Genomic DNA, 16012 nt, shown 5'->3' on the forward strand with positions numbered 1-16012 from the left:
TTGCGATAGTAGGTACCGCTCGGTAACATGTCAAGCAGCAATCGAATGTCACCGGCACCGCTAGGGAGATCAGGGTTTGGTCCTCCGGCGGCGCTTGCAGGAGCACCACCATGGCCACCCCTAGCCCTCGCCGCCCCCGTACCGCTTCCCCCACCGTTGATCAACCGAAGCCCACGCCCCGCCGCATCAGCGGTGAGGATGCGCACGCCAGCCTGCTCGAAGCGGCTCGTCAACTGTTTTACTACGAAGGCGTGCGAGCCGTTGGCGTCGAGGCGGTGGTGGAGAAGGCGGGCGTCAACAAGATGAGCCTGTACCGCCAGTTCAAGTCGAAGGACGATCTCATCCTCGCTTACCTCGCGCGCAGTGAAGAGAACTTCTGGGGCTACTTCAACGCCAGCATGGCCAAGCACCCGGACGATGCGCGCGCGCAGCTGCTGCAGTTCTTCATCGACGTGTCGGGGCGGGCATCGCAGCCCGGGTATCGGGGTTGCCCGTTCGTGAATGTGGCGGCCGAGTTTCCGGACCTGTCGCATTCGGCTCGGCAGTTCGTCCAGCGCAACAAAGCGACGTTGCTCGCGCGCTTGCGTGACCGCGCTGAAGCCGCCGGCGCCACCGATCCCGATGCGCTGGCCGATGACCTGGCCTTCCTCATCGAGGGCGCCTATACCGCCAGCCAGACCTTTGGCACCGATGCGCCGCGCCTCATCAAGAGCCTGCCGCGCACGGCACGCGTGTTGCTCGATGCGGCCATCCCCGCGCGCAAATCGGCTTGATGTTGATGTTGTAGCGCGCTCACGCGGGCAAACATGGGCGGGCGGGTGTTGTGCGATGTCGCTACACTCGCTGACATTGTTGCTTCGGCTTCACCCGCCACGATGACGCCCAATCCCGCTCCGCTGTCTTCCATCCGCACGACACCGGCGCAGCCGCTGCCGGCAGCGCTGTCGCAGGCGCAGCGTGCGCTCGAGCGCATCGTGCTCGGCAAGCCGCTGCAGATTCGCCTGGCGCTGGCGTGCCTGCTCGCGCGCGGGCATCTGCTGCTCGAAGACTTGCCCGGCGTGGGCAAGACCACGCTCGCGCACGCGCTGGCCCGTACGCTCGGGCTGCAATACCAGCGTGTGCAGTTCACCAGCGACCTGCTCCCGACCGACTTGATCGGCGTGTCGATCTACGTGAAAGAGAAGGGCGCGTTTGAGTTTCACCCCGGCCCGCTGTTCGCGCAGGTGGTGCTGGCCGATGAGATCAACCGCGCCACGCCCAAGGCGCAGAGTGCGCTGCTTGAAGCGATGGCCGAGGGACAGGTGACGCACGATGGCGCGACCTACCCGCTGCCCGAGCCGTTCTTCGTGATCGCCACGCAGAACCCGCTGAACCAGATCGGCACGCATCCGCTGCCGGAATCGCAGTTGGATCGCTTCACGATGCGGCTGTCGCTGGGCTACCCCGATCAAAGCTCCGAGCGCGCGCTGTACCTCGGTGGCGGTGCGCCGCAGGACGTCGAGCCCGTGCTGACCGCCGCGCAGGTCGTTGCACTGCAGGCCGCCGCCGATGCCGTGCATGTGGCGCCCGTGCTGGTCGACTATGTGCTCGCGCTGGTGAACGCCACGCGCACCGATGCGCAGGTGCAGATGGGCCTGTCGCCGCGGGCCGGGCTCGCGCTGCTGGCTGCGGCGCGCGCGTGGGCGCTGATCGACGCGCGCGATGCCGTGCTGCCCGAAGACGTGCAGGCGGTGTTCAAGGCCGTGGCGGCGCACCGGCTGCTGTCTGCCGGTGGCGCGCTGTCGGCTACCGCGCTGGCGCAGCGGCTGCTCGATACGGTCGCCATCCCGTAAGCGCACGGCGCCATGGCGCGGGTCACTGCTCTGCTGTTTGCGCCGTTGCGGAGCCTCGGCGCGGCTTTGGCGATGCTGCCCGGCGTGCGTTTTGTGCGTGCGCGCGTGCAGCGCTTTCTGCAACGGCCGCGCACGCCGCGCGACGGCCGCATCCGCCTGGACCGTCATCACGTCTACATCCTGCCCACTGCGTCCGGCGCCGGGTTTGCGCTGTTGCTCGCGGTGATGCTGCTGACGTCGCTGAACTACAACGTGAGCCTGGGTTTTCTGCTGACCTTTGTACTGGCTGGCGTGGTGGTCTCGGCCATGTGGCAGACGCATCGCAACCTGGTCGATCTGGAAGTGCGCGGCGCCGCCGGCGATGCGGTGTTTGCCGGCCATGCGCTGAATGTGAGCGTGGCGCTGGCCAACGTCACGCCGTGGGCGCGCGTGGGCGTGGATGTGAGCGCGCGAGATGCCGCTGCGGTGGAGACCTCGCTCGACGCGCAAGACGCCATCGTGGCCGCACTCGCCTTCGGCGATCAGCCGCGCGGCTGGTTCCGGCTGCCGCGCCTGACGGTGTCGACGCGTTTTCCGCTTGGGCTGTTCCGCGCGTGGAGCTATGCCGATGCGCCGCTCACGCTGTTGGTCTACCCTGCGCCCGAGCCCTCGGCGCCGCCGCTGCCCGCCAGCTTCACACCCGACCCCAAGGAGAACGATAGGGAAGACGACGCGCGCGCTGCCCGCACCCCCATCGAAGAAGCCGCCGACCAACTGCGCATCTACCGCCCGGGCGACCCGCTGCGCAGCATCGCGTGGAAGCACAGCGCGCGGGCGGGCACCTGGATGAGCCGCACCGGCCAGCCGCCGCGTCACGCCCAATGCGTGCTCGCGTGGGATGCATTGCCGCCGGCGATGAACGTGGAGCAACGCCTGTCGCGGCTGTGTGCCTGGGTACTGGCCGCGGAGCATGCCCCCGCCGGTGAGGAGCCCGAATACACGCTGAGCCTGCCGGGCGTTTCGATCGGACCCGCGCGCGGGCCGGCGCATCGAGATGCTTGCCTGCGTGCTTTGGCGTTGTGGGGCAAGCCCGCGATGCCTGGGGATGCCGCGTGAACGCCGCCAGCGAAACCGCCCTGTTCGGCTCCGCCCGCGCACTCACGCACCGCGAGCACGGCTGGCTGATCGCGCAGCTTGCCGTGGTGCTTGCACCGCTGCTGCGTGCGCTGCCGCTGGTGACCTGTGCCGTATTCGGCGTGCTGCTGCTCTGGCGCACGCTGCTGTGGGTGCGGCGCGCGCCGTTGCCGGGCAAGTGGGTGCTGGGCTTGATTGGCGTGGCCACGCTGCTCGTCACGCTGGCGCTGGCCATGCGCACCGGCGGCAATGTCGGCCGAGACCTGTCGGTGGCGCTGCTCGGTGCGTTCCTCGTGCTGAAGCTGATGGAATCGAACACGGTGCGCAGCGGCATTCTCGTCACGCAGCTGTGCTGCTTTCTGTTGCTCTCGCAGGTGCTGTTCGACCAGCCGCCGTGGCTGGCCGCCACCATGCTGGCCACCGTGGCGCTGCTGCTGCGTAACTGGCTGTTGCTGCTGCATCCGCAGGCGCGCACGCGCGTGTTGCCAGTGCGTGTGCTGGCGCGTCTGGTTGTGATGGGTTTGCCGTGTGCGGCGGTGCTGTTCCTGCTGTTTCCGCGGCTCGACCATCCGCTGTGGCGCCTGCCGCAAACCGCTGATGCCGCTGTCAGCGGCCTGTCTGACCGCATGGCGCCGGGCTCTGTCGGTCAGTTGATCCTGTCGGATGACCTTGCTTTCCGCGCCGACTTTGCCGGTGCACCACCGCCGCTCGACACGCTTTATTGGCGCGGTATGGTGCTGTGGCATTTCGATGGCCAGGCATGGACGGCTGCGTCGACACGGCAGCGTCCCGCACACGAGAGCGTACCCAATTCTGCGAGCGCTGCAAGCGACGCATCGGGCGTGTTCGACTACAACATCACGCTCGAGCCGACACGCCAACGCTGGCTGTTTGCACTGGATCGCGGCCTCTCGATCGACGCGCGCGACGGCATCGGCCGCAGCATCGATGGCGAATTCATCAGCACACCGCTGCTGGACCAGCGCGTGCGCTATCACGCGAGGTCACAACTGCCCGCGCGCAATCGCGTGGACGGCGCTCAGGCGCTCGATGCGCGCACCCAGCAGCTCGCACTGGCACTGCCGCCGGGCAACCCGCAGGCACGTGCGCTGGCCGAGCAGTGGGCAGACCTGCCGCCGACGGGGCGCGTATCGGCCGCGCTCAGGCTGTTCGGCAGCGCACCGTTTGCCTACACGCTCGAACCCGAGCCGCTGCGGGATCAGCAGATCGACGACTTCCTCTTCCGCACGCGCCGCGGCTTCTGCGAACACTACGCGAGCAGTTTCGTCTTCCTGATGCGCGCGGCGGACGTGCCGGCGCGCGTGGTGGTGGGCTATCTCGGCGGCGAGGTGAATGCGGTGAGCGGCGACATCATCGTGCGCCAGTCCGATGCACATGCATGGGCCGAGGTGTGGCTTGACGGGCGCGGCTGGGTGCGTGTGGACCCGACCGCCGCCGTTGCCCCGCAGCGTGTCGAACGTGGGCTCTCCGCTGCCGTGCCCGCCAGCGAGTTCCGCTCGCGCCGCATGGAAGAGCCCCACTGGCTGCGCAGCGTGCGCTGGGGGCTGGATGGCCTGGTCAGCGGCTGGAACCGCTGGGTGCTCGGCTACGATCGCACCCGCCAGGCGCGCCTGTTCGCGTGGCTGGGCCTGGATGCTGCCGACCCGCGCGCCGTGCTGTGGGGCGTGTCGGCCCTGTTCCTGCTCGCGGCGTTGCCGTTGTTGTGGCAGCAGCGCAAACCGAAGCCCGACCCGGTGCAGGCGCAGTGGCAGCGCCTGTGCGATCGGCTGGCGCGGCATGGCTGCGCGCGTGGCCCGGCGGAAGGCCCGATGGCGTACGCGGAGCGTGCCGCCGTGCAGTTTCCGCATGCGGCGCAGGCCCTGCGCCAAGCCGCGGCGGGCTACGTCGCGCTGCGCTATGGGCGTGATGATGGCGATGCGCAGGCGCGTGACCGGCGGTTCGCGCAATGGCGTCATGCGCTCGCGCAGGTGCGGCTGGGCTAGCGCTGCGAAGCTGTTGATCGGCTTAGAAAATGTGCCCCAAATGCGGGCGCGCACGCGGTGTTTCGCGCACGGTGTTCATTCACCTGTGATGGAAAATTTTCCGATCCACGGCGTCCCTGTCCGAGATGCATTCCATGCACCGTGCAATAACTGCACGCAGTTTCCCGATTGCGGAAAACCGATGCGACACAGTTACGCAGGGGGATGCACGTCGGCGGTGCATTTGCGAATCGACCTGCGGTTGAGCGCCTCGCTGGCACAGCGGGAACCTTTCTCATACGATGGTTTTCGTAGCGTTTCCGCTGCGCTGCAACGTTGCTGAAGACGCCCGCCCCAACCGGGTTAGCAGCCTGCAGTGCTCTCGTAGATTCCGCAGGAGCCATCCCAATGCATCGACCGAAACGCATGCTTGTCGAGAATGTCGTGTGGGCGCACGAGACCGCCGCGCGCGACCCCGGATTCTTTCCGCGTCTGGCACAAGGCCAGCAACCCCAGGTGTTATGGATCGGCTGCGCAGACAGCCGTGTGCCGGCTGAAACCATCACCCATTCCAATCCCGGAGATTTGTTCGTCCACCGCAATATCGCCAACCTCGTCTGCCCGGCAGATGACAACACGATGAGCGTGCTGGAATACGCCGTGCGCGTGGTCAAGGTCGCGCACGTGATCGTGTGTGGGCACGACGGCTGCGGTGGCGTGCGCGCCTCGCTGTTGCCGCCGCCCGATGGGCTGCCGCACGTGGCGCGCCGCATTGCGCCGCTGTGTGCGCTGGCAGGCCGCCATCGCGCAGAGCTCGATGCCGTGGCGGATTTTGACCAGCGTGTGAACCGCCTGGCCGAACTCAACGTGCTCGAACAGGTGCGTTGTCTGCGCGAGAACCCCATCGTGCGTGACGCTGATCCAGCACCGCGCGTGCACGGCTGGATCTTCGGCCTGGCCGACGGGCACATCCGCGTACTGGCTTCTGGCGATGCGCAGCCCACGCACCCAGCCCGCGGCGACATCCTGATGCCCGCCGAGGCCATCGCCTGACCACCCGGCGGTGGCTTGCTCGGCCACCGCTTTCCCTGATGCTTCTCTCTTCACGCATGCCGGCGGCGCCCCGCTTGCAGGTAGGCGTTCGCGCGTGCGCAGTTCATACAAGACAAAACAACCATGCAGACACCAACCCAACCGGCTTTCTTCCCGCGCGACATGCTCGCCGGGGTCATCGTCTTCTTCGTTGCCCTGCCGTTGTGCCTGGGTATTGCCAATGCGTCGGGTGTCGACCCGCTCGCGGGGCTGCTCTCCGGCATGATCGGCGGCTTGGTGGTGGCGCTGTTCAGCGGCTCGCAACTGAGCGTGAGCGGCCCGGCCGCCGGCCTCGTCGTGATTGTGGTGGATGGCATCGCCAAGCTGGGCGGCTTCTCGGCCTTCCTCGTGGCGGTGGCGCTGGCCGGCGCGCTCCAGTTTGTGTTCGGCATGCTGCGGGCCGGGCGCTTTGCGGCGTATGTGCCATCGTCGGTCATCAAGGGCATGCTGGCGGCAATCGGGCTGCTGCTGATCATCAAGCAGATGCCATTGGCGCTTGGACTGACTGAAGGGCAAGGTTCGGGCGGCCCCGGCATGTTGGCGACACCGTTCGGTGTGTTCTCTGTGACGGCGATGCTGGTGACGTTGCTCTCGGCGGTCGTGCTGATCGGCTGGGATACGCCGATGCTGCGGCGCTTTGCGCTGGTGCGCGCGCTACCTTCGCCGCTGGTGGTGGTTGCACTTGGGATTGGCATGACGATGTTGCTCGACGCGGTCGCGCCCGGCATGGCGCCGCCGGTGGAGCACCGCGTCAGCCTGCCCGCGCTGGCATCGTTCGGGGCGTTGCTGGATGCGCTGGAATCGCCCGCGCTGACAGCGCTCGGCAATCCGGATGTCTGGCGTGTGGCGGTGGCGCTGGCCATTGTTGCCAGTCTGGAAACCCTGCTGAGCCTCGAAGCCGTCGAGCAGCTCGACCCCCGGAAGCGCCACGCGCCGCCCGATCGCGAACTCAAGGCGCAGGGCATCGGCAACATGGTGGCGGGCGCATTGGGCGGGCTGCCGATCACGTCCGTCATTGTGCGCAGCTCCGCCAACGTGCATGCCGGTGCGCAGAGCCGCTGGTCGGCCGTCGTGCACGGTGTGCTGCTGCTGGCGAGCGTGTTTGCGCTCACGGCCATCGTCAATCGCATCCCGCTGGCGTGCCTGGCCAGCATCCTGATCTTTACCGGCTACAAGCTGGCCAAGCCGTCGCTGTTTGCCGCCGTGGCGCGCCAGGGTTGGGACCGCTTTGCCCCCTTCATTGCCACCATCGCGGGCGTGCTGCTCACCGACCTGTTGATTGGCATCCTGATCGGCATTGCGTTGAGCCTTGTGCTGGCGCTTCGCGCCAACTTGCGCCGCACCATCGTGATGGCGCGGCATCACGACCACTTCCTGCTGTCGTTCCGCAAGGACGTGTCGTTCATGGGCAAGGTGCCGCTCAAGCGCTATCTGGCGCAGGTGCCCGATCACGCCACGCTCATCGTCGACGCCGCCCGGGCCGACTACATCGACGCGGATGTGCGCGACATGGTCGAGCGCTTCATCGACGCGGCGCCGATGCGCGGCATCGTCATCGAGCGCCATCATTTTGATGCGGCTGGGTCGCAGAAAACGGCCGGTTTTTGGCAGCCGCGCCCGCCATTTACACAGCATGTCGCCAGATAACGCGGTGCCGAGATTTAACCTATTTTGGGTAATTTAGAGCGATTCCTCCAAACATAATCCGCTTGTATGCCGATTGGTCAACGTTTGCGCCTAGGGAAAACCAGGCATTCTGAATATGAAAATCGTGTGGATTCAGCATTGGAAACGGGTTTTCGGCGTTTGACAATGTTTGCAATCGCGGTCGCCTCAGTTAATAGAATTAATTTGAAGGTGCTATCCAGTTAAGTGGATGCGGTGCCGATAAAACAACGAGCGGGGCTGCAGGGCGCATTATCAAGCGCATATTTGAAACGGGAGACAGACATGAAGGTATTGCAACGAGGGACCCTGATTTCGGCCGCCCTGGCCGGCCTGCTTGTGCTGGGCGGTTGCGCCAGTTCGGGGTCGGGCGACATGAGCGGGACGACGGGCAGCGATGGCAGCTCTGCCAATAACGGCGGCAGCGGGTCCGGGTCGAACGGCTCCGGTGGCTCAGGTGGTTCGGGCGGCACAGCCACCACGGCTTCTACCCCCACGGGAGACATCGCCAACAAAGGCGGCGGTGTGCTGACGGCTACCGGCGATGCGGTGAGCAGCCTAGGCACGACCGTTGGGGGCAGCAATCTGCCGGGCGCCTCTGCGCTGGGCAATGTGGTTGATAACCTCGGCAATACGGTGTCCGTGCTCGGCACGGGCGTGCAATCGGGCCTGGGTAGCATCGGCACCAACCCGAACCCGATCGGTACGACGGTGTCGAGCACCGGCAATGTGGTTACCGCGGCCGGCAACACCGTGACGGCGACCGGCAGCTTGGTCGACAGCCTGGGTACGGGCCCGCTGCAGCCGCTCTCGCCGGTGACCACGACGGTGGGCGGTACGGTTCAACAGGTGGGTCAGGCCGTCGCCAACGCGGGCGGCACGCTTGGCACGGCACTGTCGACGGGGCCAGTGGAGCAGGTGACGCAGCAGCTCAGTTCTGCTGTCGTGCCACTGACATCACAGGTGACCACCGCCACGCAAACGCTCGGTAACACCACCGGCCTGGGCGCACCGGCTACCAATCTGCTGCAGACCGTTGGCGGTGGCGTAGCAGGCGTCGGCACGTCGCTCACGGCGACGAACGCGCCGGTTGTCTCGGGCCTGGGCGGTGTGGTGACGGCCACGGGCGCCACGGTGGCCGCGCTTGGCGGCGCCACGTCCACGCCGGGCGGCGCGACATCGGCCAACCCGCTGGCGCCGATTACTGGTGCCTTGGGTGGATTGGGAGGTACCACGACGGGCGGCAGCAATCCGTTGGGTGCAGTGACCGGCTCGCTGGGTGGGGCAGCCTCGGGCGGTTCGCCGGCTGCCGGTGTGACGGCGCCGGTTGGCTCGCTCGTGACCAGCGTAGGTACCTCGCTCACTTCCACGGGCGCGACCACCCCGCTCGCACCCGTGACGGGCGCCGTGGGCGGTGCACTGGGCACGGTCGGCGCTGCGCTAGGTGGTGGCGCGCATCACTGACCACGGACCTGCCATGAGCAAGCCGCTCACGCCTCGCGCTGAGCGGCTTTGTCTTGTCTTTGGCGCGCGCGGCATCACCCGTCCATCACCCATCGGCATGGTTGGCTTGAACTGCCGTGAGGCACAGGCTGTAATGGTTGTCTGTCCGCGCAGAACTTCTGGGCGGTATCCGGAGATCCATGATGATCACACATGCGCTGTTCGCCCGACTGGTTGCCAAGCCGGGCAAGGAGCAGGCCGTGGCCGACTTTCTCGCGGCCGGCCTGCAGATGGCCAATCAGGAAAGCACCACCCCGATCTGGTTTGCGTTGCGCATTGCGCCCAACGTGTTCGGCATTTTCGATGCCTTTGCCAGCGAGCAGGATCGGCAGGCCCACCTAGATGGCCCGATTGCCCAGGCCCTCATGGCCAACGCGTCGGAGTTGCTGGCCAGCCCGCCGGAGATCGCACCGATCGACGTGCTCGGCATGAAAAACACCGTCGCAAGCTGACGGCCAACAACGACAAAACCGCCGCACCGGGGCACAAGCCCGATGCGGCGGTTCCGCTTTCTGCAGGGTGTGTTGGCTCCGGCGATCAGCCCGGCACACGCACCCAGCCTTCCATCAACACGCGCGCGCTGCGGCTCATGATGGCCTTGGTGACAGTCCATTCACCGTCGACCAGCTTCGCCTCCGCGCCCACGCGCAGCGTGCCGGACGGATGCCCGAAGCGCACCGCGCCACGTTCACCGCCGCCGGCCGCGAGGTTGACCAGCGTGCCCGGAATGGCCGCGGCCGTGCCGATGGCAACAGCTGCCGTGCCCATCATCGCGTGGTGCAGCTTGCCCATCGACAGCGCCCGCACCAGCAGATCCACATCGCCCGTGCCGACCGGCTTGCCGCTGGAGGACACGTAGTCCTTCGGTGGCGCAACGAAAGCCACCTTGGGCGTGTGCTGCCGCGTGGCGGCCTCGTCGATGCTCTTGATGAGGCCCATGCGCAGCGCACCGTGCGCGCGGATGGTCTCGAACATCGCCAGCGCCTTCGCGTCGCCGTTGATGGCGTCCTGCAGCTCGGTGCCGGTGTAGCCGATGGCCTCGGCATTCACGAAGATGGTCGGGATGCCGGCGTTGATCATCGTCGCCTTGAGCGTGCCCACGCCGGGCACTTCAAGGTCGTCAACGAGGTTGCCGGTGGGGAACATTGCGCCGCCGCCATCACCGTCTTCTTCTGCGGCGGGGTCGAGGAATTCGAGCTGCACTTCCGCCGCCGGGAAGGTCACGCCGTCCAGCTCGAAGTCGCCCGTTTCCTGCACCGCGCCGTTGGTGATGGGCACGTGCGCAATGATGGTCTTGCCGATGTTGGCCTGCCAGATGCGCACGATGGCCGTGCCGTTCTGCGGTACCCGGCTCGCATCGACCAATCCGTTGCTGATGGCGAACGGACCGACCGCTGCGGAGAGATTGCCGCAATTGCCCGACCAATCCACAAACGGCTTGTCGATGGAGACCTGGCCGAACAGGTAATCCACGTCGTGATCCGGGCGCGTGCTCTTGCTGATGATGACCGTTTTGCTGGTGCTCGACGTGGCGCCGCCCATGCCGTCGATCTGCTTGCCGTACGGGTCGGGGCTGCCGATCACGCGCATGAGCAGCGCATCACGGGCAGCGCCCGGCTGCTGCGCGGCAAGCGGCAGATCCTGCAGGCGGAAGAACACGCCCTTGCTGGTGCCGCCACGGATGTAGGTGGCCGGAACCTTGATTTGGGCCGGATGCGTCATGCAGCCTCCTTCGACGATTCCAGGAAGTCCTGTGCAAAGCGCTGCAGCACGCCGCCCGCTTCGTAGATCGAGACTTCCTCATCGCTGTCCAGGCGGCACGTGACAGGCACTTCCACGCGCTCGCCGTTCTTGCGATGGATCACCAGCGTGAGATCCGCACGCGGTTGGCGCGCGCCGATCACGTCAAAGGTTTCGGTGCCGTCGATGCCCAAGGTCAGGCGCGTGGTGCCCGGCTTGAACTCCAGCGGCAGCACGCCCATGCCGATCAGGTTCGTGCGGTGGATGCGCTCGAAGCCTTCGGCCACGATGGCTTCCACGCCGGCCAGGCGCACGCCCTTGGCAGCCCAGTCGCGCGAGCTGCCCTGGCCGTAGTCGGCACCGGCAATCACGATCAGGGGTTGCTTGCGGTCCATGTAGGTCTCGATCGCTTCCCACATGCGGGTGACCTTGCCCTCGGGCTCGATGCGTGCCAGCGATCCCTTCTTCACGGCGCCATCCACCACGGCCATCTCGTTGATGAGCGTGGGGTTGGCGAACGTCGCGCGCTGTGCGGTCAGGTGGTCGCCGCGGTGCGTGGCGTACGAGTTGAAGTCCTCTTCCGGCAGGCCCATCTTGGCGAGGTATTCGCCCGCGGCGCTGCTCGCCAGGATGGCGTTGGATGGCGAGAGGTGGTCGGTCGTGATGTTGTCGCCCAGCACGGCCAACGGGCGCAGACCCTTGAGCGTGCGCTCGCCGGCCAGCGCGCCTTCCCAATACGGCGGGCGGCGGATGTAGGTGCTCTGCGCGCGCCAGTCGTACAGCGGGCTCACGTTGGCAACAGCCTCGCTGCGCTGCTCGAACATCGGGATGTAGACCTTGCGGAACTGCTCCGGCTTGACAGAGGCACGCACGATGGCGTCGATCTCCTCATCGGTCGGCCACAGGTCTTTCAACGTGATGGGCTTGCCGTTGGCGTCCGTCCCAAAGCTGTCGCGCTCGATGTCGAAGCGCACCGTGCCGGCAATCGCATAGGCCACCACCAGCGGCGGCGAGGCGAGGAACGCCTGCTTGGCATACGGGTGGATACGGCCGTCAAAGTTGCGGTTGCCCGACAGCACGGCGGTGGCGTACAGGTCGCGGTCGATGATCTCCTGCTGGATCTTCGGGTCCAGTGCGCCGCTCATGCCGTTGCACGTGGTGCAGGCAAACGCGACGATGCCGAAGCCGAGCTCTTCCAGTTCGGCCTTCAGGCCGGCCTCTTCCAGATACAGCTCGACTGCCTTCGACCCAGGCGCCAGCGAGCTCTTCACCCACGGCTTGCGCGTCAGGCCCAGGCGGTTGGCGTTGCGTGCCAGCAGCGCGGCGGCAATCACGTTGCGCGGGTTGCTGGTGTTCGTGCAGCTCGTGATGGCGGCGATGATGACGGCGCCGTCCGGCATCTGGCCTGGGGTCTCTTCCCACTTGCCGGCGATGCCCTTGGCGGCGAGGTCCGTCGTGGCCACGCGGGCGTGCGGGTTCGACGGGCCCGCCATGTTGCGCACCACGCTCGACAGGTCGAAGCGCAGCACGCGTTCGTATTCGGCGTGCTTGAGCGTGTCGGACCACAGGCCGGCGGTCTTGGCATACGTCTCGACCAGTTTGACTTGCTCGTCGCTGCGGCCGGTCAGGCGCAGGTAGTCGAGCGTGTTGTCGTCGATGGAGAACATCGCGGCGGTGGCGCCGTACTCCGGGGCCATGTTGGAGATGGTGGCGCGGTCGCCCAGCGTGAGCTTCGATGCGCCTTCGCCGTAGAACTCCAGATACGCCCCCACCACCTTTTGCTTGCGCAGGAATTCGGTCAGGGCCAGCACGATGTCGGTGGCGGTGATGCCGGGCTGACGTTGGCCCGTCAGTTCCACGCCGACGATGTCCGGCAGGCGCATCCACGAGGCGCGGCCGAGCATGACGTTTTCGGCTTCCAGGCCGCCCACGCCGATGGCGATCACGCCCAGCGCATCGACGTGCGGGGTGTGGCTATCGGTGCCCACGCAGGTGTCGGGGTAGGCCACGCCGTCGTGCGCCTGGATGACCGGCGACATTTTCTCCAGGTTGATCTGGTGCATGATGCCGTTGCCCGCCGGGATCACGTCCACATTCTTGAACGCGAGCTTGGTCCAGTCGATGAAGTGGAAGCGGTCTTCGTTGCGGCGGTCTTCAATGGCGCGGTTCTTGGCGAAGGCGTCGGGGTCGAAGCCACCGCATTCCACGGCCAGCGAGTGGTCGACGATCAACTGCACGGGCACGACCGGGTTGACCTTGGCGGGGTCGCCGCCTTGGTCAGCGATGGCATCACGCAGGCCGGCCAGGTCCACCAATGCGGTCTGGCCGAGGATGTCGTGACAGACCACGCGGGCGGGGAACCAGGGGAAGTCCAGATCGCGTTTGCGCTCGATGAGTTGCTTGAGCGATGCGGTGAGCGTGGCTGGGTTGCAGCGGCGGACCAGGTTTTCGGCGAGTACGCGCGATGTGTACGGCAGCTTGTCGTAGGCGCCCGGTTGGATGGCTTCTACGGCTTCACGCGCGTCGAAGTAATCGAGGGACGTGCCGGGGAGGGGTTTGCGGTGTGCTGTGTTCATGATGTGGGTACATCCCTTGTTTCTCCCCCTGCCGGGGGCGACTCACTTTCTTTGTCTTGCCAAAGAAAGTAAGCAAAGAAAGGCGCGCCCGAGATGGCGACTTCCCCTTGAATTTATGTCACCGGGCGGAGATGGGGAAAACTCGCTTCGCTCAGACAGTTCCCCATCTTTTTTCCGCCCGCTGACAGAAATTCAAGGCGCCATCAAGGGCAGGAACGGCCAAACCGTCTGGGCGCACGGCTTGGCGTTCTGCGGGGCGTCCGCCGGATTACGCGCGCTTGCTGAGCGGTACGAATTTCAGGTCTTCCGGGCCGGTGTAGTTGGCGCTCGGGCGGATGATCTTGTTGTCGATGCGTTGTTCGATGATGTGCGCGGCCCAGCCGGACGTACGTGCGATCACGAACAGCGGGGTGAACATCGCGGTCGGCACGCCCATCATGTGGTACGACACGGCGCTGAACCAGTCGAGGTTCGGGAACATCTTCTTGACGTCCCACATCACGGTTTCCAGGCGCTCGGCAATGTCGAACATCTTGGTGTTGCTGGCTTCCTTCGACAGCTTCTTCGCCACTTCCTTGATGACCTTGTTGCGCGGGTCGGACACGGTGTACACCGGGTGGCCGAAGCCGATCACGACTTCCTTGGCTTCCACGCGGCGGCGGATGTCGGCTTCTGCCTCGTCGGGCGTGTCGTAGCGCTTCTGGATTTCGAACGCCACTTCATTGGCGCCGCCGTGCTTCGGGCCGCGCAGTGCGCCGATGGCGCCAGTGATGGCCGAGTAGATGTCCGAGCCCGTGCCGGCGATCACACGGCCGGTGAAGGTGGAGGCATTGAATTCGTGCTCGGCGTACAGGTTGAGCGACACGTGCATCGCGTCGACCCACGACTTGGGCGGCTCGACGCCGTGCAGCAGGTGCAGGAAGTGGCCGCCGATCGAGTCGTCATCCGTTTCGACTTCGATGCGCTTGCCGTTGTGGCTGTAGTGGTACCAGTACAGCAGCATCGAGCCGAGCGAGGCCATCAGGCGGTCGGCGATGTCGCGCGCGCCGGGGGTGGCATGGTCGTCCTTCTCGGGCAGCACGGTGCCGAGCACCGACACGCCCGTGCGCATCACGTCCATCGGGTGAGCGGAGGCGGGCACCCATTCCAGTGCGGCCTTCACGTTGGCGGGCAGGCCGCGCAGGGCTTTCAGCTTGGCCTTGTACGCCGTCAGTTCGGCCTTGTTGGGCAGCTTGCCGTGCACCAGCAGATGCGCGACTTCTTCAAATTCGCACGCGGCGGCCAGGTCGAGGATGTCGTAGCCGCGATAGTGCAGGTCGTTGCCGGTGCGGCCGACGGTACACAGTGCAGTGTTGCCTGCCGTCACGCCCGACAGGGCCACGGACTTCTTCGGTTTGAAGGCGCCGGCGTTCGGGGTGCTGTTGTCTGCTTCGCTCATGGTGTGGTGTCTCCTTGGATGCGTTGAATCTCGGGCGTTATTTCTTGGCGGCGAACAGGGCGTCGAGCTTGTCTTCGTACGCGTGATAGCCGAGGTATTGGTACAGGTCTGCGCGGGTTTGCATGGTTTCTACGGCCGCCTTCTGCGTGCCGTCGCGCATCAACACCTGGTAGAAGTTGAGCGCCGCTGCGTTCATTGCGCGATACGCGCCGCAGCAGTACAGGGCGATGTCCACGTTGGCGCTGCGCAGTTCATCCGTGGTGAACAGCGGCGTGCTGCCGAACTCGGTCAGGTTGGCCAGGATGGGCACCTTCACGGCGGCCTTGAAGCGGCGGTAGTCGTCCAGCGTCTTCATGGCTTCGGGGAAGATCATGTCCGCGCCGGCTTCCACGTAGGCCACGGCGCGCTCGATGGCGGCGTCGATGCCTTCCACGGCGGCTGCGTCGGTGCGGGCCATGATGACGAAGTCGTCATCGGTGCGGGCGTCTACGGCGGCCTTCACGCGGTCGACCATTTCGTCGGCGGGCACGACTTCCTTGCCGGGGCGATGGCCGCAGCGCTTCTGGCCGACCTGGTCTTCCAGGTGCACGGCTGCCACACCCGCCTTGATGAACGAGCGGACGGTGCGTGCGATGTTGAAGGCGCCACCCCAGCCGGTGTCGATGTCCACCAACAGCGGCACCTGCACGGCGTCGGTGATGCGGCGGGCGTCGATCAGCACGTCTTCCATCGTGCTGATGCCCAGGTCCGGAATGCCCAGCGAGTTGGCGGCCACACCGCCGCCCGACAGGTACACGGCCTTGAAGCCGGTCTGCTCGGCCATCTTGGCGGCGTAGGCGGTGATGGCGCCCACCACTTGCAGCGGTTGCGATTCAGCGACCGCTTGACGGAACTTGGCGCCCGCGCTGGTGGGCTGTCGTTTGGTTGTGCTCATGTGTGCTCCACAAAGAATGGCCTCTTAGAGCAGGAAGCGGGCCACCCCATCAGCGTCGTCTAAGTCGTTGATTTGTATAGCAGTGACGTTGCCGCCCAGGATCACCTCATTTCAGATTTGAAAATTTCATTTCAACT

Annotated in this window: 12 protein-coding genes; 8 read left to right on the forward strand and 4 right to left on the reverse strand. The window is 66.1% G+C overall.

Annotated elements, in window-relative coordinates; translation table 11 throughout:
* Window positions 1-110 precede the first annotated feature (110 nt).
* From NG900_RS13315 to NG900_RS13350, 8 genes are all read left to right on the forward strand, one after another.
* Window positions 111-773, forward strand: a complete 663-nt coding sequence (locus tag NG900_RS13315) for a TetR/AcrR family transcriptional regulator (protein WP_252681008.1) — start codon at window positions 111-113, stop codon at window positions 771-773.
* Window positions 774-875: 102 nt separating this feature from the next.
* Window positions 876-1832, forward strand: a complete 957-nt coding sequence (locus NG900_RS13320) for an AAA family ATPase (RefSeq protein ID WP_252681010.1) — start codon at window positions 876-878, stop codon at window positions 1830-1832.
* A gap of 12 nt (window positions 1833-1844) precedes the next feature.
* Window positions 1845-2927, forward strand: a complete 1083-nt coding sequence (locus NG900_RS13325) for a DUF58 domain-containing protein (RefSeq protein ID WP_252681012.1) — start codon at window positions 1845-1847, stop codon at window positions 2925-2927.
* The gene (locus NG900_RS13330; protein WP_252681014.1) at window positions 2924-4948 is read left to right on the forward strand and encodes a transglutaminase TgpA family protein; all 2025 of its coding nucleotides are present in this window, start codon (window positions 2924-2926) and stop codon (window positions 4946-4948) included. The genes NG900_RS13325 and NG900_RS13330 overlap by 4 nt, the downstream gene beginning before the upstream one ends.
* Before the next feature lie 387 nt (window positions 4949-5335).
* Window positions 5336-5980 carry a carbonic anhydrase gene (locus tag NG900_RS13335; protein ID WP_252681016.1) on the forward strand — a complete coding sequence of 215 codons (645 nt, stop codon included), beginning with the start codon at window positions 5336-5338 and terminating at the stop codon, window positions 5978-5980.
* A 123-nt stretch (window positions 5981-6103) separates the two neighbouring features.
* Window positions 6104-7666, forward strand: a complete 1563-nt coding sequence (locus NG900_RS13340; protein WP_252681018.1) for a SulP family inorganic anion transporter — start codon at window positions 6104-6106, stop codon at window positions 7664-7666.
* A 303-nt stretch (window positions 7667-7969) separates the two neighbouring features.
* Window positions 7970-9148, forward strand: coding sequence for a collagen-like triple helix repeat-containing protein (locus tag NG900_RS13345; RefSeq protein WP_252681020.1), 1179 nt, complete (start codon window positions 7970-7972; stop codon window positions 9146-9148).
* A gap of 182 nt (window positions 9149-9330) precedes the next feature.
* A complete protein-coding gene (locus NG900_RS13350; RefSeq protein ID WP_252682124.1) occupies window positions 9331-9639 on the forward strand; it encodes a putative quinol monooxygenase in 309 nt (102 codons plus the stop codon).
* A gap of 85 nt (window positions 9640-9724) precedes the next feature.
* Here the strand turns inward: NG900_RS13350 and prpF are convergent, their stop codons facing one another.
* The 4 genes from prpF to prpB form a co-directional block, all read right to left on the reverse strand.
* On the reverse strand, window positions 9725-10909 hold the full coding sequence (gene prpF, locus NG900_RS13355) for a 2-methylaconitate cis-trans isomerase PrpF (protein WP_252681022.1): 1185 nt from the start codon (window positions 10907-10909) through the stop codon (window positions 9725-9727).
* The gene (gene acnD / locus NG900_RS13360) at window positions 10906-13503 is read right to left on the reverse strand and encodes a Fe/S-dependent 2-methylisocitrate dehydratase AcnD (RefSeq protein ID WP_252681025.1); all 2598 of its coding nucleotides are present in this window, start codon (window positions 13501-13503) and stop codon (window positions 10906-10908) included. The genes prpF and acnD overlap by 4 nt, the downstream gene beginning before the upstream one ends.
* A 268-nt stretch (window positions 13504-13771) precedes the next feature.
* Window positions 13772-14941, reverse strand: coding sequence for a bifunctional 2-methylcitrate synthase/citrate synthase (prpC, locus tag NG900_RS13365; RefSeq protein WP_252681028.1), 1170 nt, complete (start codon window positions 14939-14941; stop codon window positions 13772-13774).
* A 37-nt stretch (window positions 14942-14978) separates the two neighbouring features.
* The gene (prpB, locus tag NG900_RS13370; RefSeq protein WP_252681030.1) at window positions 14979-15875 is read right to left on the reverse strand and encodes a methylisocitrate lyase; all 897 of its coding nucleotides are present in this window, start codon (window positions 15873-15875) and stop codon (window positions 14979-14981) included.
* Between the last annotated feature and the right edge of the window lie 137 nt (window positions 15876-16012).

Origin of the sequence: Ralstonia soli, assembly GCF_023955655.1 — a bacterium.
Taxonomy (GTDB): domain Bacteria; phylum Pseudomonadota; class Gammaproteobacteria; order Burkholderiales; family Burkholderiaceae; genus Ralstonia; species Ralstonia soli.